20 protein-coding genes are annotated in these 22862 nt (G+C 40.8%); 18 read left to right on the top strand and 2 right to left on the bottom strand.

What is annotated here, in order from left to right; genetic code table 11:
• Window positions 1-170 precede the first annotated feature (170 nt).
• The 5 genes from pheS (at window position 171) to RWX26_RS07315 (ending at window position 5983) form a co-directional block, all read left to right on the top strand.
• Window positions 171-1220, top strand: coding sequence for a phenylalanine--tRNA ligase subunit alpha (gene pheS, locus RWX26_RS07335; protein WP_314580431.1), 1050 nt, complete (start codon window positions 171-173; stop codon window positions 1218-1220).
• A gap of 45 nt (window positions 1221-1265) precedes the next feature.
• A complete protein-coding gene (locus RWX26_RS07330) occupies window positions 1266-1775 on the top strand; it encodes a GNAT family N-acetyltransferase (protein WP_314580430.1) in 510 nt (169 codons plus the stop codon).
• 247 nt (window positions 1776-2022) lie between these two features.
• The gene (gene pheT, locus RWX26_RS07325; RefSeq protein ID WP_314580428.1) at window positions 2023-4428 is read left to right on the top strand and encodes a phenylalanine--tRNA ligase subunit beta; all 2406 of its coding nucleotides are present in this window, start codon (window positions 2023-2025) and stop codon (window positions 4426-4428) included.
• Between the two features lie 184 nt (window positions 4429-4612).
• Entirely contained in the window at window positions 4613-5005 is a 393-nt protein-coding gene (locus tag RWX26_RS07320; RefSeq protein WP_314580426.1) for a YbgA family protein, read from the top strand.
• Between the two features lie 150 nt (window positions 5006-5155).
• Window positions 5156-5983, top strand: coding sequence for an alpha/beta fold hydrolase (locus RWX26_RS07315; RefSeq protein WP_048774346.1), 828 nt, complete (start codon window positions 5156-5158; stop codon window positions 5981-5983).
• Window positions 5984-6108: 125 nt separating this feature from the next.
• On the opposite strand, the gene RWX26_RS07310 is transcribed toward RWX26_RS07315, so the two are convergent.
• Window positions 6109-7254, bottom strand: a complete 1146-nt coding sequence (locus tag RWX26_RS07310) for a cobalamin-independent methionine synthase II family protein (RefSeq protein WP_314580424.1) — start codon at window positions 7252-7254, stop codon at window positions 6109-6111.
• A gap of 216 nt (window positions 7255-7470) precedes the next feature.
• On the opposite strand from RWX26_RS07310, the gene RWX26_RS07305 reads away from it, so the two are divergent.
• From RWX26_RS07305 to RWX26_RS07275, 7 genes are all read left to right on the top strand, one after another.
• Window positions 7471-7938 (top strand): SP_0198 family lipoprotein, encoded by a 468-nt coding sequence (locus RWX26_RS07305; protein ID WP_314580422.1) that lies wholly within the window; start codon window positions 7471-7473, stop codon window positions 7936-7938.
• A 432-nt stretch (window positions 7939-8370) separates the two neighbouring features.
• Complete coding sequence (locus RWX26_RS07300) at window positions 8371-9045, top strand: methylase (RefSeq protein WP_314580420.1); 675 nt, start codon at window positions 8371-8373, stop codon at window positions 9043-9045.
• A gap of 7 nt (window positions 9046-9052) precedes the next feature.
• Window positions 9053-13429 (top strand): Eco57I restriction-modification methylase domain-containing protein, encoded by a 4377-nt coding sequence (locus RWX26_RS07295; RefSeq protein WP_314580419.1) that lies wholly within the window; start codon window positions 9053-9055, stop codon window positions 13427-13429.
• 3 nt (window positions 13430-13432) lie between these two features.
• Window positions 13433-13705, top strand: coding sequence for a hypothetical protein (locus tag RWX26_RS07290; RefSeq protein ID WP_314580417.1), 273 nt, complete (start codon window positions 13433-13435; stop codon window positions 13703-13705).
• Window positions 13702-14466, top strand: a complete 765-nt coding sequence (locus RWX26_RS07285; RefSeq protein WP_314580416.1) for a nucleoid-associated protein — start codon at window positions 13702-13704, stop codon at window positions 14464-14466. The genes RWX26_RS07290 and RWX26_RS07285 overlap by 4 nt, the downstream gene beginning before the upstream one ends.
• A gap of 5 nt (window positions 14467-14471) precedes the next feature.
• Entirely contained in the window at window positions 14472-15893 is a 1422-nt protein-coding gene (locus tag RWX26_RS07280; protein ID WP_314580414.1) for a hypothetical protein, read from the top strand.
• Between the two features lie 433 nt (window positions 15894-16326).
• Window positions 16327-17364: a zinc-binding dehydrogenase gene (locus RWX26_RS07275; RefSeq protein ID WP_314580412.1), complete on the top strand. Its 1038-nt coding sequence runs from the start codon at window positions 16327-16329 to the stop codon at window positions 17362-17364.
• A 90-nt stretch (window positions 17365-17454) separates the two neighbouring features.
• Here RWX26_RS07275 and RWX26_RS07270 read toward each other — a convergent pair whose 3' ends face one another.
• A complete protein-coding gene (locus RWX26_RS07270) occupies window positions 17455-18180 on the bottom strand; it encodes a hypothetical protein (RefSeq protein WP_314580411.1) in 726 nt (241 codons plus the stop codon).
• Between the two features lie 109 nt (window positions 18181-18289).
• Between RWX26_RS07270 and RWX26_RS07265 the strand changes: the two genes are divergently transcribed.
• The 6 genes from RWX26_RS07265 to RWX26_RS07240 all read left to right on the top strand — a co-directional run.
• The gene (locus tag RWX26_RS07265; RefSeq protein WP_314580409.1) at window positions 18290-18898 is read left to right on the top strand and encodes a TetR/AcrR family transcriptional regulator; all 609 of its coding nucleotides are present in this window, start codon (window positions 18290-18292) and stop codon (window positions 18896-18898) included.
• A gap of 67 nt (window positions 18899-18965) precedes the next feature.
• Window positions 18966-20027, top strand: coding sequence for an ABC transporter permease (locus RWX26_RS07260; RefSeq protein WP_314580408.1), 1062 nt, complete (start codon window positions 18966-18968; stop codon window positions 20025-20027).
• Window positions 20028-20693 (top strand): ABC transporter ATP-binding protein, encoded by a 666-nt coding sequence (locus tag RWX26_RS07255; RefSeq protein WP_002909993.1) that lies wholly within the window; start codon window positions 20028-20030, stop codon window positions 20691-20693. It begins immediately after the preceding gene.
• A gap of 51 nt (window positions 20694-20744) precedes the next feature.
• The gene (locus RWX26_RS07250) at window positions 20745-21161 is read left to right on the top strand and encodes a GNAT family N-acetyltransferase (RefSeq protein ID WP_314580405.1); all 417 of its coding nucleotides are present in this window, start codon (window positions 20745-20747) and stop codon (window positions 21159-21161) included.
• A 323-nt stretch (window positions 21162-21484) separates the two neighbouring features.
• Window positions 21485-22096 carry a TetR/AcrR family transcriptional regulator gene (locus RWX26_RS07245; protein ID WP_314580403.1) on the top strand — a complete coding sequence of 204 codons (612 nt, stop codon included), beginning with the start codon at window positions 21485-21487 and terminating at the stop codon, window positions 22094-22096.
• Between the two features lie 18 nt (window positions 22097-22114).
• On the top strand, window positions 22115-22862 hold a 748-nt coding region (locus tag RWX26_RS07240; RefSeq protein ID WP_314580402.1), incomplete at its 3' end, for an ABC transporter transmembrane domain-containing protein.

Raw genomic sequence — 22862 nt, 5'->3', positions numbered from 1 at the left:
TTTAACAGGGAAGGGAGCCAGCGACTGAAAGCTCTCTAAATGAAAGCTAGGTGAATTCACTTGCTGTAGGATTGATAAGTAAGGTCTGGCTTGCCAGATAAAAAACGGATGGTACCGCGTGTCAACGCTCCGCTTATGGAGATTGGCGCGCTTTTTATTTTGGAGGGAAAATGACGAAAACGATTGAAGAACAACTAAAAAGCCTGCGTGAAGAGACTCTAGCTTCTCTCAAGCAGCTCAAGGCTGAGAATCAAAAGGAACTGCAGGATTTGCGTGTAGCTGTCTTGGGTAAGAAGGGTTCGCTGACTGAAGTCCTGAAAGGGATGAAGGATATCTCTGCTGAAATGCGGCCGATTATCGGGAAGCACGTCAATGAAGCGCGTGATATTCTGACAGCAGCCTTTGAAAAGACTGCTCAAGAGATGGAAGAGCAATTAGTCGCTCTGAAACTGGCTGAGGAATCCTTAGACGTGACCCTGCCAGGCCGTCAAATTCCGGTAGGGAACCGACATATTCTCAGCCAGACTAGTGAAGAAATTGAAGATATGTTCATCGGGATGGGCTATCAGGTCGTGGACGGCTTTGAAGTGGAGAAGGACTATTACAACTTTGAGCGGATGAATCTGCCTAAGGACCACCCTGCACGGGATATGCAGGACACTTTCTACATTACAGAGGAGATCCTGCTCAGAACCCACACCAGTCCGGTACAGGCGCGGGCTATGGACGCTCATGACTTTTCTAAAGGGCCACTCAAGATGATCTCACCGGGGCGCGTTTTCCGTCGGGATACCGATGATGCGACTCACTCCCACCAATTTCATCAGATTGAAGGCCTGGTGGTTGGAGAAAATATTTCCATGGCCAACCTGCAAGGAACGCTGCAACTGATTGTCCAGAAGATGTTCGGCCAAGACCGCAGTATCCGTCTGCGTCCGTCTTATTTCCCATTCACAGAGCCGTCTGTTGAAGTGGATGTTTCTTGCTTCAAGTGTGGCGGTGCCGGCTGTAATGTCTGCAAGAAGACCGGCTGGATTGAGATTATGGGAGCGGGTATGGTGCATCCGCGAGTGCTGGAAATGAGCGGTATTGATGCAGAGAAATACTCTGGATTTGCCTTTGGTCTCGGTCAAGAGCGGGTAGCTATGCTCCGCTACGGTATCAACGATATTCGTGGCTTCTACCAAGGAGATATTCGTTTTTCTCAGCAGTTTAAGTAGAAACCTGTAATTATCAATGCAGCTTTTCTGAGAAAGGAGTGCAGTATGCTAGTCAGAGTCAAGAAAGAAGAAGCGAGTCTCTTGCGGGAGTTGGAGGTCGCGACCTATCAAGAAACCTTTGGTCCTTTTATCAAGGAAGCTGATATGGCAAATTATTTTGACAATGAGCTGTCGCTTGCAACTATCGAAAAGGAGCTGGAAGATCCTGAGTCAGAGACTTATTTTGTTGTCAAAGACGTTGAAATTGCTGGTTTTTTGAAGTTTAACTGGGGACAGGCTCAAACGGAGCAAGAACTGCCACAGGCCTTTGAGGTTCAGCGAATCTATGTCTTGAAAGCCTACCATGGTCAAGGCTTGGGCAAGGAAATGTTTGAATTTGCCTTAGATGAAGCCGAGAAACGAGGCTTTGACTGGGTCTGGCTAGGCGTCTGGGAAAAGAATTTTAGAGCTCAAGATTTTTACTTCAAATACGGCTTTGAAAAATTTAGCCAGCACGACTATATCACTGGTGAGACGGTAGACACAGACTGGCTGCTGCGCAAGAAATTGAAATAAACAAGAAAATTTAAAGAGAGGAAATGAATACGACCTAAAAGCTCGAAATTTAGATGATTAGTTTCTGAAATCAGGATTTCAGACAAATCCCTAAAATTTGGTCGGTCAAGTTCCTCAGCGATAGAATAGAGAAAGGAATTGAACCCGGGCTAAAAACTCGAAAAAAAGATAGACTTGCGATCATTCGTCGAATGTTTAGCAAATCTCCTATTTTTCAGTCGTTTTTGACGCCCTTGGTATCTTAAATATGCTAGTAAGTTATAAGTGGTTAAAAGATTTAGTAGACATTGATGTGGCGAGCGCTGAGCTGGCTGAGAAAATGTCAACGACAGGAATTGAAGTGGAAGGTGTGACATCACCAGCTGCGGGCCTGTCTAAAATTGTCGTTGGTGAGGTGGTATCGTGTGAGGATGTTCCTGATACCCACCTGCATGTTTGTCAAGTCAATGTCGGAGAAGAGGAGAACCGTCAGATTGTCTGTGGTGCTCCAAATGTTCGTGCAGGCATCAAGGTTATGGTGGCTTTGCCAGGTGCTCGCATTGCCGACAATTATAAGATTAAAAAAGGAAAAATCCGTGGCTTGGAGTCACTGGGCATGATCTGCTCTCTGGGTGAGCTGGGGATTTCTGATTCTGTCGTGCCAAAGGAATTTGCGGATGGAATTCAAATCCTGCCTGAAGAAGCAGTGCCAGGTGAGGAAGTCTTCTCTTATCTGGACTTGGACGATGAGATTATCGAGCTTTCCATCACACCAAATCGGGCAGATGCTCTGTCTATGCGTGGGGTGGCTCATGAAGTGGCTGCCATATATGACAAGTCAGTACATTTTAAAGATTTTCCGCTGGTGGAAAATGAAAAGCAAGCAGGTGACAGTCTATCAGTGGCTCTTGAAACCGAGAAAGCCCCTTACTATGCGGCTCGTATCTTGGAAAATGTCACTATTGCCCCAAGTCCTCAGTGGCTGCAAAATCTCCTCATGAACGAAGGAATCCGTCCGATTAACAATGTAGTGGACGTGACCAACTACATCCTGCTCTACTTTGGTCAGCCTATGCATGCCTTTGATCTGGATACGTTTGAGGGTGACCAGATCGTTGTGCGGGAAGCGCGTGCTGGTGAAAAACTGGTGACGCTGGACGGCGAAGAGCGGGAGTTGGAAGTGAGCGACCTAGTCATCACTGTGGCAGATAAGCCTGTTGCTCTGGCTGGTGTTATGGGTGGTCAAGCAACAGAAATCTCTGAGAAATCTAGTCGTGTCGTCTTGGAAGCAGCTGTCTTTGATGGAAAATCAATCCGCAAGACCAGCGGTCGCCTTAACCTGCGCTCGGAATCATCTTCCCGCTTTGAAAAAGGCATCAATGTAGCAACTGTTAATGAAGCTTTGGATGCGGCAGCAAGTATGATTGCGGACTTGGCAGGAGCGACTGTTCAGGCTGGGATTGTATCCGCTGGCAGCTTGGATACTAGCGATGTAGAAGTGGTGTCCAGTCTTGCGGATGTCAACCGAGTTTTGGGAACAGACTTGCTTTATACAGATATTGTGGATGTCTTCCGCAGACTTGGCTTTGGCTTGTCAGGAAATGCTGAACAGTTCACTGTCAGCGTGCCTCGCCGGCGCTGGGATATTTCAATTGAAGCAGATCTTTATGAAGAAATTGCCCGCATTTACGGCTATGACAAATTGCCAGCTAGCCTGCCAAAAGATGACGGAACTGCTGGTGAATTGACTGCAACGCAACAACTGCGCCGACAAGTGCGGACTTTAGCAGAGGGAGCTGGACTGACAGAAATCATCACCTACGCTTTGACGACGCCAGAAAAGGCGGTTGAGTTCACTCTCAATCCTAGCAACTTGACTGAGCTCATGTGGCCGATGACAGTGGAGCGCTCTGTTCTTCGCCAGAACATGGTTTCTGGCATTTTGGACTCCCTAGCCTACAATGTGGCTCGTAAGAATAAGAATCTAGCTCTCTATGAGATTGGAAAAGTCTTTGAGCAGACTGGCAATCCTAAGGAAGACCTGCCAAATGAAATCAATAGCTTTGCCTTTGCTTTGACAGGTCTGGTTAATGAAAAAGACTTCCAGACCAAGCCAGCAGCAGTTGATTTCTTCTATGTTAAGGGTGTAGTGGAAGCGCTCTTTGATAAGTTGGGTTTGACAGCTGAATACGTGGCTAGCAACCAGATTAAGAGCCTGCATCCTGGACGGACTGCTTTAATCTCTATCAATGGCCAGCCTGTCGGCTTTGTCGGTCAAGTCCATCCTGCGACAGCCAAGGCTTACGATATTCCTGAAACTTATGTGGCTGAGCTCAACCTGTCTGCTATCGAAGAGCAGCTCCAGCCAGAACAGCCATTTACAGAAATCACTAAATTCCCAGCTGTCAGCCGTGATGTGGCACTCTTGCTCAAGGCTGAAATCACTCACCAAGAGGTCCTTGATGCAATCCTAGCAGCTGGTGTGAAGCGCTTGACAGATATTAAGCTCTTTGATATCTTCTCTGGTGACAAGCTGGGTGTTGGCCTCAAATCTATGGCCTACAGCCTGACTTTCCAAAATCCAGAAGCTAGCCTGACCGACGAAGAAGTGGCTAAATATATGGAAAAAATCGAAAAATCTCTGACCGAAAAACTCGGCGCAGAGGTACGTTAATGAACTATTCCCCAGTCATGTGATTGGGGATTTTGATTAATACTCTTCGAAATCTTATTCCAATCATAGTTGATTTGCAGTTTCGCTTAGCTTTCTGTCTTGGCAAACTTATTACTGGGTTGCGAGCAATGATGTAGACGAAATGAGAAGAATTCGAAATTAAAAATCAGTAGGAAAACTAATCATGGAAAATGTAAACCAATTCTCCCAATGTCAGACTCTTTGGGCTAGAAATAAATATCTGGTTCTCAGTCATTCCAGTAAGATCTATCTGGAAATCCGCCAATATCTAAAAAGCGACTCGGTGGAAGCAGCACATGTTCAAGGATTGATTGACCAGGCGGTGGCTCTGCCTGAAAATCGCGGCCAGGTCTGCAATGCCTTTCAGCATGTTTGGGGCTATTTTAAGAAGAAAGCCAGCTCAACTGAAAAAGAAGATTTTATGCATCTTTTGCTTCGATATCAATCAGGTCAGGCTGAGAAAAAAGACTTGGTAAGAGCTGTAAGGGACCTGCTAGTCAAGTATCCCAATCCTTATCTGCAGAAATCCACTTTGTTATTTGGTGATGAAGAATGAGGAACTGAAATCAAGGGGAAATAATAAGCTTGCTCGTCTAGTAGCTTTGAGGGGTGTAGATGATAAGAATAATTTGTTAGGCTCATAAACAATATTATTTTGACTGGTTTCGATACAGGCTCCGCCTCGAGCAAAACGTGTCTTTAAGGTATGATTGGAGAAAAAATGTTTTTTACTTATCAGGGAAATAAATTATATTATAAAGTGATTGGTCAAGGAAAGCCAGTCTTGGCAATTCATGGTTTGGGCTGTTCATCTGAATTGATGGAAGGATGTTTGGAACCTATTTTTGAGAAACATGCTGACTATAAAAGGATTTATTTAGATTTGCCTGGCATGGGTAGGTCTGATGCCAATCCTGCTTTTGCAAGTGCGGATGCGATTTTAGAGATGCTCTTGAACTTTATAGAGACTGTAATCAGCGGACACTCCTTTCTCTTAGCTGGAGAGTCTTATGGTGGCTATCTTGCTAGAGGAATTTTGGCTAAGAAAAGGTCGGAGATTGATGGTTTGCTGCTTATTTGTCCAGTAGTTGCACCCAATCCGCGAGAAAGAATTCTGCCAAAAGACAGCCTGTTAATTAGAGAGGTAGGTTTTGATATAGCAGGCAAAAGCGAAAATTTCGTTGATTTAGCTATTTTACAGACTAAAGAAACTTATCAACGGTTTGAAAAAGAAATCCTAGCAGGGCTTCAGATGATGAATACTCCCTTTGTCCAAAAGCTGCAAGAAAACTATTCTTTTTCGTTTGAAGTGGATCAAGAGATACAGGAAAAGGGCTATGACGAACCCAGCCTTTTTATAGCAGGAAAGCAGGACCAAGTCGTGGGCTTCCAGCAGTTAGCGCAACTGTCTCACTATTATCCAAGGGCAACTCATGCTGTAATGGATCTTGCTGGCCACAATGCACAGATAGATCAAGAGGCTCTCTTTACGGCCTTGGTTGAAAATTGGCTCAAGCGAATTGAACTTTCCTGATACTCCAAGATTTAATATGTTGAACAGATGCAGATGAAACTGGAGTTTATCTAAGAGATCTAATACAATCCGCAATTGATTTTAAAAGCATAGAAAAAAGCGGTCACACCGCTTTTTTTTGCTTATTATCCCCAGAATTTCTGGGCGATTTCTTGGCCTTGTTTGATTTTGGCCCATTGTTGTTCAATGGTGAGTTCGTTTCCAGAGTCACAAGAGGCGAAGCCGCATTGGTGGGAGAGCAGGAGACGCTCTTTCGGTAGAACGGTTGCTGCTTTCTCGAGGAGGTCTAGGACACGCTTTTCATCATCCAAGCCTGTCGTCTTACTGGAAAGCAGTCCTAAAACAACTTCAGCATCCTTGTCTTTCAAAGCTGCTAGAGCTGATACATCACCAGCTACATCGCTGTCCCACTCTAGGAAGTAGCGATCATAGTGTTGGTCGCGCAGGAATTTTTCCGCGATAGCTTCGTAGGTACCTTCAGCAGCAGAGCGGCTTTCGTAGTTACCACGGCAGTTGTGGGTCCAGACAGTCAGTCCAAGCTCATGAGCGTAGTCTACGACTTCGTTATTAATAGCGACAAACTCGTCTGCCAGGTCAGCCAGACTGGCATTGCCCTCTGTATAGAAGCTAGCAGGGTTGGACTCGTCAAAGAGTTCCCAGAGACAGTCGTCAAACTGGATAATCTGTCCGCCAGCGGCCTTATAGTCGTCTAAAAATTCCTTATAAGCTTGAATCAAGCCTTTTTTCAAATCTTCATTGGTCTCATAAACTTGTCCTGGTCCCGCCAAGCGGTCAAAGACAGCTAACTCAGTATAAGCATGGGCAGGCCCCCAGACAGTCAGCTTGGTATCTTCACCAGCAGCCTCTTCCTTGACTAGCTTATAAATCTCGATAAAGTGATGGTTTTTCCCAGAGAGTGGTGCTGTGATGCGGATACCAATGTCCTTACGGGTCTCGTATTGTCCGCCGTCGTGGTCCTTGAAGGTGTAGCCGTGGTCAGCAATGTAGCGCTCAATTCCCTTAAGTCCCCAGACAAAGTCCAGATGCCACATGGACTTGGAGTATTCTCCATCCGTCAGGATGTCAATACCCTTAGCCTTTTGCTCAGCAACAATCTTCTTGATGTCAGCTGTCTCCGTCTCATGGTAGCCTGGGAAGCTGTCGTAGAAGGGGTATTGAATATCATCTCGGTGCTCAATTTCTGTCTTATACTGGCGGAGATTTTCTGGGCGCAGAAGTGATCCAACCAGTTGAAATTTTGATTTTGTCATAAGATTTCTCACTTTCATTAGGGATTACGGTCTATTGTATCGAAAATTCCCCGGCAAATAAAATAGTTAATTCTGCTGGTAGGGTATAGCCGAAAACTATTGCTAGCGCTTAAGGTGTATTTTCCTTATAATAAAAACTGCTTTTTCTTGACAAATGAAACAGACAAGTGTAGAATATAAGTATAAACTACAAATGTAGAAAAAGGAGAAAGCGATATGACGATTACAAAAAAAGCCTTTATCGGAATTCTATCTCTGACAGCAGCAGTCCTATTAGCTGCCTGCTCAGGCAATACCAACCAAGGAGGGAATACTAGTTCATCACAGAATACACAAGGCCAAACATCACAATCTGCACAAAATCAGACTTCGCAGTCATCAGCTGCATCTTCCTCTAACCAGCCTTCATCATCAAATGCAGGGCAGGCTACGAATCTAGACGGGCGCTACCAAGCAACCGACCATGATGGCGACCAGCATGTCCTGGAAATCAATGGTACGACTGGTACTTGGACTGAGACCGAGGTTGATGGCAGTAAGGAGATCAAGCAGGTACAAGTAGAGGCTGCTAATCAAAGACTGATAGTTGGTGATGATGTCAAAAGTTACCGCCAAAATGGCAATCAGCTGATTGTGGACGAATTGGATGATGATCCAGACACTTTGACCTTTACCAAGCAGTAAAGCGCATCTCAATTTGCTCTGGACAACAGGTGGAGCAGTGAAGAAATCGGATGCTAAACGTAGAGAAAAAGAAACAAGACTAGTTTCAGTATTTAAACTGAAGCTTATGCTTGTTTCTTTTTATTTTCATACTCTTATGGATAAGCTGAAGAGGGGCAGTAGTTCAGTTGTTTTCTAGCAGAACAAAGACTTGTCTACGATTATCTATGATACTGTCTAGGCACAGAGCGATGCTGATACCAGCTTCTAATAGCAGGCTTGTATTGTTGAGAAGATTATAGATCGCGACGATTCAGTAGTCAAAATTAGAAAGAAGCTTATTTAAAGCAACAATTCTTATGGTTTAGCGTTTTAAATAAAAGTTGAAAATGATATAATAATGGTACATTTAATATTTATTCTTAACTATTAATTTCAAGAAATGAGGATAAGGTGACTGAAAAAATTATAAAGTCCAAACATAGGGTACAAAAACATGGGGAAGTTTTTACACCATCGTGGATGGTACAAAAAATGTTAGATACTCCTGGGATAAGGGAAAAAACAGAAGATATTTATGCGACTTTTCTGGAACCTTCAGCAGGAGATGGGAATTTTTTAGCAGCAATACTTGAAAAAAAACTCTCTGCTGTTACTAGGAATTATGACAAGAAAAATTGGAAAACAAAATCTTTGTTTGCTTTATCATCAATTTATGGAATTGAATATCTTGAAGATAATCTTGAAGTTGCTAGGGCAAGAATGTTTCTGCGTTATCTTGATTGGATTGAGGAAACATTTGGAGAAAGATTAAGTAGCAGAAGTGATTTATATAAATCTGCCCATTACTTAATTACTAAAAATATTGTTAGAGGGGACACATTAACAAAGAGGCATCCTGATACAGATGAGCCTATCATGTTTAATGAGTGGAAACGTATAAAGGGTTATCCTAGTTTGGTTGAAAAAATTCCTTTTGCATTTGCTGAATTGTTTGGAGAAGTTATAAATGACAAGAATAAAGTTGTTCAAAGACAATTAAGTTTGTTTGAACAACCGGAAGAAAATACAAATGAAAATGGAACAAATCATGTAAGGATTCAGAAGGTTTATACATTAGGAGATTAAAATATATATGGCATCAAACTTTGATTTTTTAAAAATAGATTCAGAAACGGCTGAACTCTTTGCGACAGCAAATATGGCTGAAAATAACTATACTCATAAGGACTATGAGGGAGTATTAACAAAGGTTCGTAAGGTTGCGGAAAATACGGCACATCTATTTGCTGAGCGTATGGATATTGATTTTCCGACACACACAACCTTTCATAATGCATTGCAAACGATTAAGCACCATATTGATAATAAAGTGATTGTGGATGCTTTCTTTGATATTAAGGGTCATGGTAATAGCTCATCTCATGTATTAAATCCTAAAGATGCAACTCAAGAAAATGCCTTGAAATCGTTAGAGCAAGTCTATATGATTCTAGTTTGGTATGTGACTGAGTATGTAGCTAATAATATCAAGAGTGAGCTTTACGATAAGTTTCTGGAACCTCAGGCACAAGAGCGCTATACAACAGCAGAGCGTAAATTTATTTACGTTCAGACTGTCAATAACAATAGTGGTATGTTTCCTGCTTATGAAGGGACGCAAAAAATTGGTGAAGGAACGGTTGCATCGGATGATGTTGAAGCAGATTGGACTGCAAATAGTGACTTTTTGCGGACAATTGCTCCTAGACGAATCAAGCAATATATGACTACTTCAGGACTTCCTTACGAACTAGGATGGGTTGAACTTGCTTATAAGAAAAAGACTAAATCTTGGTTTCACGATTATGATGTTCACGAAGTATTAAAACGTTCAGGTGTTGAAAGGTCAGAATTACTTGAGGGAAATGAATGGTTTAAAACTGATTTAGAGACTGCCAAGGCTGCTATTAAGGCAGTAAAAGAGGGAAAATCCTATATCAGTGAACCATTAGCTGCATATCGAACTGAAAAGCAAACTATTATTTTACGTCCAGAACAGGATGCAGCGGTTAAACAAACACAAAAAACATTTAAGAAAAAGAACCGAATGTTATGGAATGCTAAAATGCGTTTTGGCAAAACCTTAACCTCGTTGGAACTTATTAAACAAGAAGGGTTTCAACGTGTCCTCATCATAAGTCATAGACCGGTTGTCCGTGATTCGTGGTTCGAAGACTATCAAAAAATGGACATGGCTAAAGCCGGATATACCTATGGAACAGTTGATAAGGGTGAGAAACTCTCTACTTTAAAATCTGGAGGCCGCGGATTTATTTATTTTGCTTCGATTCAACTACTTCGATACAATGGGGCTCAAACCAATCTTCCGGAATTTATGGATGTAGATTGGGATTTAATTATTATTGACGAGGCCCACGAGGGAACACAAACAGAACTTAGTGACACAGTAATGAAGGCATTGGTAAAAAAAGATACCAAGATTCTTGAGTTATCTGGTACACCTTTCAATCTTCTGGATCAGTTCGATCCGGAACAAGTGTACACTTGGGACTATGTCATGGAGCAGGAGGCAAAGCTGAAGTGGAGCTTGGAACAACCGGGGAAACCAAACCCATATGGAAAACTTCCAGAGGTATTGATGTATACCTTTGAAATGAAAAATAAAGAGAAATTCAGTGATGAAAATAAGTCATTTAATTTTCGTGAATTTCTTAGAGTGGATGATAGAGGGGATTTACTCTATAAGGAAGATGTTCGTCGATTCCTAGATAACATCACTAATCCAAGTAGTGAGACTAACTATCCGTTTTCAACAAAAGAGTACCGCGAGGAGTTGCGTCATACCCTTTGGCTCATGCCTGGTGTAAAAGAGGCAAATGCTTTTGAAAAACTCTTGAAAGAACATCCTGTATTTGGAATGGATTATGAAATTGTCAATGTTGTACGAAATGATAAGACAGACACAGTTGTTGAAACATCTGGTGTTGATTTGGAAAAGGTTCGTCAAGTGATTACGGATGATCCTTCACAAACTAAAACAATTACCCTGACTGTTCGCCGTTTAACGACGGGGGTTAATATACCAGAGTGGTCAGCTGTTATATTCTTATCAAATACAAATAGTGCTATGAATTACCTGCAGGCTGCTTTTCGGGCGCAAACTCCATTTTCACATGAAAAATTGGGGATGAAAGAACGTTGCTATGTCTTTGACTTTGCGCCTGACCGTGCTTTGACCGTTATGGCAGAGAGTGCGCAAATTAACTCAGGGGTCGGCAAGAAAAATACCAAAGAGCAAAAGCAAGCCATGACAAATCTGCTCAATTTTTTACCGATTTTGGGTAAAGGTGATAACGGCATGCAGCCTTTTAACGTAGACCGTATGTTAACGCAGATTAAGAAGGTCTACGCTGAAAAAGCTGTTCGTTCAGGATTTGAAGATGACAGTCTTTATAATGATAATCTGTTGACTTTGACTTCTGATGAAGCAGAATACTTTAATAATCTAAATGCTATCGTTGGTACAACGAAAAGACAGAGGATATCTACGGCAGTTACAATCAGTGATAACGGCTTATCAAATGAAGAGTACGATAAAGCTGAGCGAGCTAAGAAAAAGAAAGCTCGCGAGCGTACTCAAGAAGAAAAAGAAGCTATAGAGAAGCTCAAAGAGGCTCGTAAGCAGCAGAAGACCATGATCTCTATTCTACGTGGTGTCTCTATCCGTATTCCAATGATGATCTATGGGATGGATGTAGATTTAAGTAAAGATATCACTATCCAAGACTTTATCAAAGAAGTGGATGATGAATCTTGGAAAGAATTCATGCCTAAGGGATTCACAAAGGGAATGTTTAAAGAGATTACTAAGTATTATGATACCGAGGTCTTTATAGAAGCAGGACGGATTATCCGTCAACGTGCTAAATCATTTGATAATCTTGACTTTATTGAACGCGCAGAAGAAATCGCAACCTTATTTAGAAGCTTTAAAAATCCTGATAAAGAAACGGTTTTGACACCATGGCGCGTGGTGAATATGCAGATTGTTAAAGGTATTGGCGGACTTAACTTCTATGATGATGACTTTGAGTCTATGACAGATGGAGCGAAATCAAATCTTCATTGGGTAGAAAGTGATGTGACCGACAGCATTTATCATCCAGAAAGTAAGATTATTGATATTAATGCCAAGACCGGTCTCTATCCTCTCCATGCAGCTATGAGTCTTTATTATCAGTATGTGGAAAACAATGAAGACAATCATTTTGATGCGGAGCAAGTCTATCGTGGCATCTTGGAAAATAATATCTATGCTATCGCTAAAACTCCAATGGCTAAGACTATTACCGAGCGCACCTTAGCTGGCTATAAAAATTACAAGATAAATGTAGTTTACATTGAAAACTTTTCTGATATTCTCAAAGATAGTATCGAAGAGGGAAAAAAACAAGTTGAGGAGGCTTTTAAGCAAGTGAAATTTGATGTTGTGATTGGTAATCCGCCGTATCAGGACTCTGCACTGGGAGATAATGCGACTTTCGCACCACCGATTTATCATGAATTTATGGATTTAGCCTATGAAGTGGCGGATAAGGTAGTCTTGATTACCCCAGCACGCTTTCTCTTTAATGCTGGAAGAACACCAAGAGCATGGAATCGAAAAATGCTGTCCGATGAACATTTGAAAGTTCTTTACTATGAACAAGACTCCTCTCAAGTTTTTCCAAATACAGATATTAAGGGTGGAGTGTCTATCACTTATCGTAATGCTAAGGAAAATTTCGGTGCAATTGAAACCTTTACTTCTTATGAAGAACTAAATCAAATCCTTCATAAAGTGTCATCACATCATGAAGTTACGCTAGACACTATTATTAGCGGTCGTGGTGTCTACAAACTATCACAAAAAGCCATAGAAGATCACTCACAAATTGAAGAACTACAATCCAAAGGACATAAGTTTGATGTAGGTTCTGGGGCTTTCAAGATTTTAAAAAATGTAATTTTCTTTGAACATAAGCCTGAAGATGGTAAGGACTACGTCCAAGTTTTAGGCTTGGCTAATTCGAAGAGGACTTACTATTGGATAGATAGAGCTTATCTCAATCCTCCAGAAAGTTTTGAAAAGTACAAGGTATTCATTCCTAAATCAAATGGTAGTGGTGTTTTAGGTGAAGTCTTATCTACACCCCTCATTGGGGCCCCCTTCATCGGGGCAACAGAAACTTTTCTTTCAATTGGTAGTTTTGAGACTCAATATGAGACAGAATGTTGTATAAAATATATCAGAACAAAATTTGCTAGAGTTATGTTAGGAATATTAAAGGTAACACAAGATAATACTCGTGATAAGTGGAAATATGTTCCTCTGCAAGATTTCACTGAAAATTCTGATATTGATTGGTCACAGTCAATCGCCGATATTGACCAGCAGCTTTATCGTAAATATGATCTTAGCACAGAAGAGATTGTGTTTATTGAAGAGAAGGTAAAGGAGATGGAGTAAATCATGGTAATGGAGCTTCGCTTAAAGGATATTCAAGTTATTGATAGAGAAAATAATTTAACTCATTCAAAAGAAATCCCGTTAGAATTTTCTAATTATTTGCAACAAATCTTGGATATTATCACTAATAATGAAGTCGTAAGAGAGTATAAGATTCGAAATAACAATACTTTTGTTGTATCTCAAATTAAAGAAGTTTTAACGAATCAGTTAGATGCAGAGAAAATAAAAAATGTTTTCAGAATGTCGCTGAAAAACTTTTGGAAAAAGAGGTGATAGCACAACAAAAAATTAATAAAATGAATGTAGAAGTCCAAGTCGGGTCTCTTATACAAGCAGTCTTTTATGATGACGAAAAGAAAAAATATTTGTATTTGCTTGCAAAAGTTGAGCACATTAGTTTTGTAAATGATGAAGATTATTCGTTTCAAACAGGTTTTCAGAAAGAATTAAAGAAAGTATTTAAGTCCTGTATTTTTTTAATAAAAGACGCCCCCTATTCTGTTGAGGGTGCAAAAATTTATCTTGATAATGTTGCAAAATACTGGTTTAATGACTTCTTAGAGTTAGATGAAGTTACTACTGACGAGATAAATACAGAAAGAGCATTTAAGTCAATAGATTCTTATCTGAATAGATCATTAAAAAAAGATTATCCGGAAGATCGTTCAATTTTAAGAAATTCATTTATTCGTTATTTTAGAGCAAATGAGCTTATCAATTACAGGGAAATGATAGATACTATCTTGACTGATTATAAGCCAGAAACTCTTTCTAATGATAAAATAGAGAACATTAAGGATAAATTATTAGAATTGCCTAGTAAAAAAAGTTTTGATAGTCTATTTGAGGTATCATTGGACGCTTTAAAAGCTAGGATAAGAACTACTTATGATTTGTATCCTGGAATAAAATTAAAAGTAGAGGATAATCTTGAAAAAATACAATCAAAGGAAAGTAGTGACGGTAGACGTTACATTGTTATTGAAACAACAGATGAGAAAGCATTTAATGATTTTAAAATAAGTGAAGAGTGAAGTGAATGAATCTTGAAATATTTGATATTTTTGAATGTTGGGACCATCGCAGTCGATTCGAAGCTAAGGTAAGTTTTTTTAATCGAACAGATTTTAAAGATTTTAGTTTTTTTAGTCAAATATTGGATAGTCTATCATCGCGAGATGATGGAAAATTCAATTTTGAAAATGACTTGGAAGAACGTTTTGAATTTACAAAGAAAACTCAGGAGACTGAATTTCAACGGTTTATGAATTCATCTGAGCAGATGGATATTGTGCTTACAATTGATAAGAAAATTATTGATGGTAAGCAATCTATTTATTTTTTTGATTCCTTCATAAAGCATTTAATAGGGAAGCAAGTGGCAGAAACAATGTCTTATTTTCATAATCTATTTTCTAATGAGTGTGAGAGAATTTTTTTTGAAATTTTAGATCCCAATATTTCAGAATTTAATTTACACACAGGCTCTATTTACTTTGGAACTTCTTCTAGTGAATCTGATAATCGGTTTAATAGAATTTCTAAGTTGTTTAAAGTAAAAAATGCAAGTTCGTTCTATAATCTTGACAACTATGAACTATTGCCAGATGATTTCCATGTTAGTACAGCATACCCCAAAAATGATTCTACCAGAGATTTAAAAAAATATTTCAAAAAGATAGAAATGATTCTTTCGATTATTTATGTATCTGCTTCATCAAGAATAGACGAAAGAAGATTGTATTATCAGATAAATGATGTTGCTAATACTCATATTGTTAGTTTGAATAATGATTTGGCATATAACCCTGTTATTTTTGAAATTTACAATTGGATATATAGTACGGATAGCTATATTGATAAATCATCAATTGCTCGTTCAGTATTTGAATACTTAGCAGCTGAAATTATTGATTCTGATGATAGTGTTATTCGTGGTATTCAAAAAGCTTATAATATTTATATTAAGGATAAAGTGAGCGTTTATTTAGATGCTAAAAAAGAATTGTCCAGTTACATTATTGAATCTCTTTCGAGTTTGAAACGTTACCCTAATGCTATTTTAGATACTTTTCTTAAAAATTTGTATGCGATATCTGGATTTTTCTTCTCTGTTATTCTAGCAAATGTAATTTCTGAACGAGAATTAGATAAAATTTTCACAAATGATATACTTGTAATAATCATAATTGCTTTAATAGGTTCATTTATTTTTTGGGGAATCTCAAATTATAAATTTAGTGTTGATTTACAAAATTTTAAAGATATATTCAAGACACTGAAGAATAATTATCGAGAAGTTCTGTTGGACAATGAATTAGATACTATCTTTGGCAATATAAAACTTGATGATGAAATTATAAAAGTTAAAACATTTAAGAAAAAAGTCAATTGTGTATGGGGAAGCCTATTGTTTATTTCTATGGCCGTGACCATAATTGTTCTTTTGAAAGGAAAGTAAATGTTACTGTTTTCTACAATTTTAAAGATTAGTCAATCATTGACTAGGGATGATTTCTTAAAACTTGTTATTGAATGGAATCAGAATAATCTTCATGGGAACAATGTCATTCCTTATTTAAATTAAGGTGGTTCTTACAACCAAAAATTTGGAGATGAGACAATATCTCTCGAATTTAAAGAACACAGAAATGAGGAAATCATAGCTGTAATGTTTCAGAAATAAATAAAAAAGTATTCTAAGGTAATGATATGGTTTATATGTATTCATTTAAAACTATTTTTAATGTTTTTCTAAATTTACTATCACTATATCTTATTCTTAAAAAACAATTGTGAAGTAATTTTCAGATACATTTAATTTTAGAGATTTATTGGAAAATATAGTTGATTTAATGAACCAAGATCTATAGAGTTTTAAAGGAGAAGAAACGATGAAATCAGCAGTTTATACAAAAGCAGGTCAAGTTGGACTGACTGAGATTGACCGTCCGCAAATCCAAGAAGCAGATGATGCCATTATTCGGATTGTTCGGACCTGTGTCTGTGGATCTGACTTATGGCGCTACCGCAGTCCAGATATTGAAGCAGGCCATCAAAATAGCGGGCATGAAGCGATTGGAATTGTCGAAGAAATTGGCGATGCAGTAACGACTGTTAAACCTGGCGATTTTGTTATTGCTCCCTTTACTCATGGATGCGGGCAATGTGATGCCTGCCGAGCAGGATTTGACGGTACCTGTGATTCTCATATTGGGAATAACTGGTCAAATGGGGTGCAGGCAGAATATATGCGCTTCGAATTTGCTAACTGGGCTCTTATCAAAATTCCGGGCCAGCCCTCTGATTATACAGAAGGCATGCTCAAATCACTCTTGACATTGGCTGATGTCATGCCGACTGGCTATCATGCTGCGCGAGTGGCAGATGTTAAGCCTGGTGATAAGGTGGTCGTGATTGGTGATGGAGCTGTGGGACAATGCGCTGTGATTGCTGCTAAAATGCGTGGTGCTTCCCAAATCGTTCTCATGAGCCGACACGAAGATCGACAAAAGATGGCCTTAGAGTCAGGTGCGACAGCTGTTGTTGCAGAACGTTGCGAAGAGGGAATTGCCAAGGTTCGTGAGATTCTAGGTGGCGGGGCAGATGCAGCTCTGGAATGTGTCGGAACTGAAGCAGCCGTAGATCAAGCCCTTGGGGTTCTTCACAATGGTGGACGTTTAGGTTTCGTCGGTGTTCCTCATTACAATAACCGAGCGCTCGGTTCTACCTTTGCTCAAAATATTACAGTGGCAGGCGGATCAGCCTCTGTCACGACTTACGACAAGCAAATCTTGCTCAAGGCAGTTCTTGATGGTGATATTAATCCGGGTAAGGTCTTTACAAGTGAGTACAGGCTGGATGGGATCGATCAAGCTTATAAAGATATGGACGAACGCAAGACCATTAAGTCCATGATTGTCTTTGATTAGGCAAAAAAGAAAACAGCCTTGCTGCGGTCTCTTTAAGATGGCAATGGGCTGTTTTTGAATAGCTTGATAGTTCTTTTCATGAAAGGAAATTCATTCTTTTTGCTCTCTGCACCAAGCTATCCACTTTGACCATTCGGCGGCCAGATGGAGCTGGTGTTCTTTGATAAGGCTGTCTGGACAAAGGCTGGGGAATTCGACGCAGAATCGGGCTTCTAAGCCTTTTTCTGTGTCGCGAAACTGATGGCGAATACCACCGATATTGCAACCGTTCGCTAGACTGGCGGCACCGACGGTTTGGAAGGGATAAGACGCATCACGAGGCTCCTCTATCTCAGCTTCACCACCAAGGTCAAGAAAAAACTGTGTTGGCAGTGGGCTGTTTCCTGCAGTCTCAATGACTTCAAGTTTGCTGCTGTGGGGCTGCAAAGCATAATGGTCTGGACAGGCACCAAGATTGACTCTTTTATGAGTATCTGTCTTTTCTAACATTAATTTTTCTAGCCTTTTACTGAAAGAAGCAGCAGTCAGTCCACTTGCAAAAATCGTGATGATTGCTTTTTTTCTAGGTTTCTTGGACCATTTGGCTGCCCATTTCATCAAATATTGGCTCCATTTGAGTTTGGTTCCAATTTTATGGATTAGCTCCTCGTATGTCAGCTTCATTTTTGCTTCCAGTAGGGCTTGGTCTAAAATCTCCGTGTTGTCAGTATTCGTCAGCTGTAGATTAAGTATCTTAGCTGCTTTATGGATTCTCTGCTTCCGCCATTGCTCAATTCTTTCTTGACTGACTTCTTTTTGATTGATCATAATCTTCATCTTTTAATCCTCTTGTTCTTGTCTTCTGCTTATATTTATTATATAGTGGGAGCTGGATGGTAGACAAGCATCAATTTTAGATAGACTGTTGCATTTTGAGGTGAATAGCATGTATGAGAAAAAACGAAGAAAAACAGAAAAGCAGATAGAGGATAGCTTGCTGCAACTGATGAAGGAGCAAACTTTTGAGACTATCAGTATTCGACAGCTGATTGACTTGTCGGAGGTGAATCGCAGTACTTTTTATCGGCATTATCTGGATAAATATGATCTGCTGGAGAAGATAGAAGACCGCTTGCTAGATGATTTGCAGGTCTATTATCAAGAGGCTCTAGAATCTGCCTGCTTGTTCAAGTTAGAAAAGGATTTTAAAGTGGAAGACTATATCCATGAGAAACAAAATCTTTTTCATTTTTTTGAGCCTTACTTGGAAGACTTGGCCATTCTTTTAGGGCTGAATGGCAGTCCAACTAGTTCGCAGCGGTTGCAGGAAGCTTTGAGGGAGATTTTCTGGCAGAGTATTTCCTTGGGGAATCCACATTTAGAGGAGGTAGAAGCGGACTTGCTCCTGAATCATCAGGCTGCTTCCTTTATGGGAACCCTGACTTACTGGCTGGCTCATCCTCGCTATCAGGTTCAGCAAATGAGTGATTTTCATGCTAGGGTGACCGCTGTTGGTTTAGCAGGTTTTGTCAGAGAGCATATGGAGGGGGATTGACAGGATAGTTTTTCCAGTTTGTTTCTTTATGGTATAATAGTCTCGAATATCTCAAAGGAGGACAGCTTTGTTTTTAGCTTTTAAAGAGATTGTCTACAGCCGCGGACGCTATCGTTTGGTGGTTGCTGTGGTCTTTCTCATTACCTATATGGTTTTCTTTTTATCCAGTCTTTCCGTTGGTTTGGCTAGGCTCAATCGCTTGGCTTTGGACCAATGGCAGGCTGAGTCAATCGTATTGTCGGAGTACGCCAATAAGAATCTAATAGCTTCGACTCTCAAGGAAGAGGAATACAGCCGCCTGCTTCAAGGGGACTCAATCGCTGCTTTGGGACAAACGTCAGCAGTGGCCAATTATGAAGATGGGACTGATAAACTCAATGCTCAGGTTTTTGGTCTCTCTTGGGATAGTTTTCTAGCGCCTGACATTATTGAGGGACGTCCTGCTGAGAATGCTTATGAAGTTATTGCGGATAAGCGTCTCCAGCAAAAAGGTGTGAAGCTAGGCGACCAACTCCAGCTCAATGGCAGTGAGCGCCTCTATCAGGTTGTTGGTTTCACAGAGGATAATAGCTTCTTTACTCAACCTGTAATTTTTATGGATTTAGATGATTTCAGGGAATTAAAGTACGGCTCAAGTCAGGTTAAGAATATCAGCGCACTTGTGGTCAAGGATGGTCAGAAGATTGAAGAAGCAGGACTTAGTCAGCTCTCTATGAGTGATTTTATAGAAAATATCCCTGGTTATCAGCCTCAGGTACTGACTTTTTCCTTTATGATTGGGGCCATGGTTCTGATTACATTTTTGGTATTGGGAATTTTCATGTACATCATTACCATCCAAAAGACCCATCTTTACGGTATTATGCGCGCCCAAGGAATTGCCAGTGGGAAGATTATTGCTTCTATTTTTTGGCAGATTTTCATCCTGTCCACTCTGGGAATCAGCTTAGCTGTCTTGGCTCTCTTGGGAACCCAGCTCGCCTTGCCAGCTTCTATGCCTTTTTACAGTGATTGGCAAGCTTACGCAGGATTGATTGTCCTGATTGTTTTCATGTCACTGGCTGGCGGACTCTTGTCCATTCACCGGGTTCTGAAAATTGACCCTATCACAGCGATCGGAGGTGAGTAAATGTCAATCATAGAACTAAAAGGGGTTACAAAAGAATATGGTCAGGGGCATACTCTGGTTCAAGCCCTGAAACCAACTGATTTCCAACTGGAAGCAGGGCAGTTTGTAGCTATTATTGGGCCGTCAGGATCGGGGAAAACAACCTTTCTGACCTTGCTTGGTCATTTGCAAACTCCCTCAAAAGGACAGATTCTCCTACATGGGAAAGATACTTCCCAGCTCAAGGAAAAGGAACGAGCTGCTCTACGCTTCAATGATTTCGGCTTCATTTTGCAGGCCTCCAATCTCATACCTTTTCTGAAAATCGAAGACCAGTTTCAGCTGATTGACCGCTTATCTAAAAAGGAAAGGACGGATCTAGACAGTCTGATTGAGTTGCTGGATCTTAAAGGAACACTCAAGCAATATCCGAAAGAATTGTCCGGTGGAGAACGGCAGAGAGCTGCTATCGCTAGAGCACTTTACAATAGCCCAGATATTATCTTGGCTGATGAGCCGACAGCTAGTCTGGATACGGAGCGGGCCAAGCGCGTGGTTCATTTGCTCAAAGAGGTGACCCAGAAATTCCATAAGAGCGTGGTCATGATTACCCATGATACCCGCCTGCTGGACGAGGTTGACAAGGTTTATGAGATGCAAGACGGAGTGCTGACTCAAGTTCGATAAAGCTTTAGAATAGTTTAGGCAATCAAACAGAGAAAAAACAAGGAGAGGGCTATGATTCATTATAAAATAAATCCTCAGCTAGATTTTGCGGCAGTGCTAGACCTCTATGCTTCGGTTGGTTGGAGCAATTACACTAATCGACCTCAGCAGTTAGAGCAAGCCTTCCATCAGTCCTTGTTTGTGATGGCAGCTTATGACAATGAGGGGTTGGTTGGTTTGATTCGAGCAGTCGGGGATGGACTTACCATTGTTTTCATTCAGGATTTGCTGGTGTATCCACACTACCAGCGTCAGGGGATTGGCCGAAGCCTTCTTCAGCAGACGCTGGAAAGTTTTAAGGATGTTTACCAAATCCAGTTGGCGACGGAGCAGTCAGATAAAAATCTAGCTTTTTATCGAGAGCTTGGCTTTCGCCGACAGGAAGATTTTGACTGTACCGGTATGATTTATGCACCTGATAAAAAGTAAAATTATAGAGAGAGTGGGACAGAAATCGGTAATTCGTTAGAATTCGATTTCGTCGTCCCACCTCCGCACAGTTGAGTAGGACTGTAAAAGCTGATGAAATCAGCGTAGTAGAGCCCACTCAACCACTGCGTCTTGCTCGACAATCCAAAGACAATTGAGAGGCTAGGACTTTTGTCCCAGCCTCTTTTGTCATGTTTACAAAAGTAAGAGATATGGACCGATGAAAATATTTCTCGGTCTTTTTTTGTTTTTCCTTGACAGTTAAATTGTCAGAATTTATAATAAAAGAAGAAAGGTGATAACGGTGTTATCGAATTAAAATCATGAAAAAAGAAACAGATGAGTTAAATGAAAAAATCTTGGAAAGCGCGAGGAGTGAGTTCTTGGCTTATGGCTATCAAGATGCTTCACTGCGGAGAATTTGTCGCGCTGCTGGCTTGACGACTGGGGCTTTTTATAAGCGCTATGAGAGTAAGGACAGTCTCTTTGCTGCTCTGCTTGAGCCTACTCTGACAGCCTTAGACCAGTATGGACAAGAGCAGAAGCGACGTGACTATGATTTCCTAGAAGAGGGGCACCTGTCTGATATGTGGACTCATCGCTTGGAGGATCTCCAGTCCCTGATGCGGATTCTCTATGAGAATAAGGATATCATGCAGCTCTTGCTCTTTAAATCTCAGGGTTCTTCGCAAGCGGACTTCAGGATGCGTCTGCCTCATTTGGCTGCAGACGAGACTTATCGCTATTTGGAGCTGGCTTACAAAGAGGGAAAGATCAATCATTTGGTCAAACACGAGTTTCTGCGATCGTTCATGACGGCTTATTACACAGCTGTATTTGAGCCCTTGGCTCAAGACTGGCCCCAAGAGCAGGCGCTGGAATTTTGCCATTCCATCATGGACTTGTTTGACTGGGGAGGTTTGCTAGGTTTTTGATAGAAAGAAGGATATTCTATGAAGAAAAAATCTGTTCTTGCTTGGATCTGGGAATTTGTTTCCCTTCATAAGATATATTTTGTGCTCAGTCTAATCTTTGCCTTTGCCTCTGTGATTTCAGGATTTCTGCCTTATTTCTTTATTGGTGGAATGATTAATCAGCTCTTGGATGGCAATAAAAACTGGGATTTCTACTTGCAGCAGTCAGCTTGGGCAGGTCTGGCCTGGATTGGCTACTGGGGATTTCACGGTATTTCCACCATGCTGTCACATACGGCTACTTTTAAGATTCTAGCGGAAATGCGACACCGCCTGACAGATAAGCTAGCTAGCCTGCCTTTAGGTACAGTGCTTAGTCAGTCATCAGGCAGTTATAAAAACATTATCGTTGAGCGGGTGGATGCGACCGAAACGACCTTGGCCCACCTGATTCCAGAGTTTACTGCTGGGATTTTTGGTCCGATTATTGTTCTCATTGCTATGCTGGTTATTGATTGGCGACTGACCTTGCTGTCTCTCCTGACTATTCCCATTGTGGCGCTGGCCTATATGCGGATGGTTGCCAATAGCGAAGCTGACTATCAAAATACTCTGGTCAAGACCAAAAAGCTCAATGATACAGCGGTGGAATACATCAATGGGATTGAGGTTATCAAGGTTTTTGGTAAGGAAAAGTTCTCTTACGATAAGTTTGTGACGGCTGCTAGAGAAGGAGCAGACTGCTTTATTGAGTGGATGCGCAAGTTCAATCTGGAGATGGGCATTG

Origin of the sequence: uncultured Streptococcus sp. (assembly GCF_963536705.1) — a bacterium.
In the GTDB taxonomy this organism is placed as follows: domain Bacteria; phylum Bacillota; class Bacilli; order Lactobacillales; family Streptococcaceae; genus Streptococcus.
Note: the sequence above shows the minus strand (reverse complement) of the source record. Positions and strands in the feature narration are given on the sequence as shown.

Bases quoted from the DNA above. Each gene is read 5' to 3' on its own strand.
- pheS (WP_314580431.1), top strand. From the start codon at position 171: ATGACGAAAACGATTGAAGAACAACTAAAAAGCCTGCGTGAAGAGACT.
- RWX26_RS07330 (WP_314580430.1), top strand. From the start codon at position 1,266: ATGCTAGTCAGAGTCAAGAAAGAAGAAGCGAGTCTCTTGCGGGAGTTG.
- pheT (WP_314580428.1), top strand. From the start codon at position 2,023: ATGCTAGTAAGTTATAAGTGGTTAAAAGATTTAGTAGACATTGATGTG.
- RWX26_RS07320 (WP_314580426.1), top strand. From the start codon at position 4,613: ATGGAAAATGTAAACCAATTCTCCCAATGTCAGACTCTTTGGGCTAGA.
- RWX26_RS07315 (WP_048774346.1), top strand. From the start codon at position 5,156: ATGATTGGAGAAAAAATGTTTTTTACTTATCAGGGAAATAAATTATAT.
- RWX26_RS07310 (WP_314580424.1), bottom strand. From the start codon at position 7,254: ATGACAAAATCAAAATTTCAACTGGTTGGATCACTTCTGCGCCCAGAA.
- RWX26_RS07305 (WP_314580422.1), top strand. From the start codon at position 7,471: ATGACGATTACAAAAAAAGCCTTTATCGGAATTCTATCTCTGACAGCA.
- RWX26_RS07295 (WP_314580419.1), top strand. From the start codon at position 9,053: ATGGCATCAAACTTTGATTTTTTAAAAATAGATTCAGAAACGGCTGAA.
- RWX26_RS07290 (WP_314580417.1), top strand. From the start codon at position 13,433: ATGGTAATGGAGCTTCGCTTAAAGGATATTCAAGTTATTGATAGAGAA.
- RWX26_RS07280 (WP_314580414.1), top strand. From the start codon at position 14,472: ATGAATCTTGAAATATTTGATATTTTTGAATGTTGGGACCATCGCAGT.
- RWX26_RS07275 (WP_314580412.1), top strand. From the start codon at position 16,327: ATGAAATCAGCAGTTTATACAAAAGCAGGTCAAGTTGGACTGACTGAG.
- RWX26_RS07270 (WP_314580411.1), bottom strand. From the start codon at position 18,180: ATGAAGATTATGATCAATCAAAAAGAAGTCAGTCAAGAAAGAATTGAG.
- RWX26_RS07265 (WP_314580409.1), top strand. From the start codon at position 18,290: ATGTATGAGAAAAAACGAAGAAAAACAGAAAAGCAGATAGAGGATAGC.
- RWX26_RS07255 (WP_002909993.1), top strand. From the start codon at position 20,028: ATGTCAATCATAGAACTAAAAGGGGTTACAAAAGAATATGGTCAGGGG.
- RWX26_RS07250 (WP_314580405.1), top strand. From the start codon at position 20,745: ATGATTCATTATAAAATAAATCCTCAGCTAGATTTTGCGGCAGTGCTA.
- RWX26_RS07245 (WP_314580403.1), top strand. From the start codon at position 21,485: ATGAAAAAAGAAACAGATGAGTTAAATGAAAAAATCTTGGAAAGCGCG.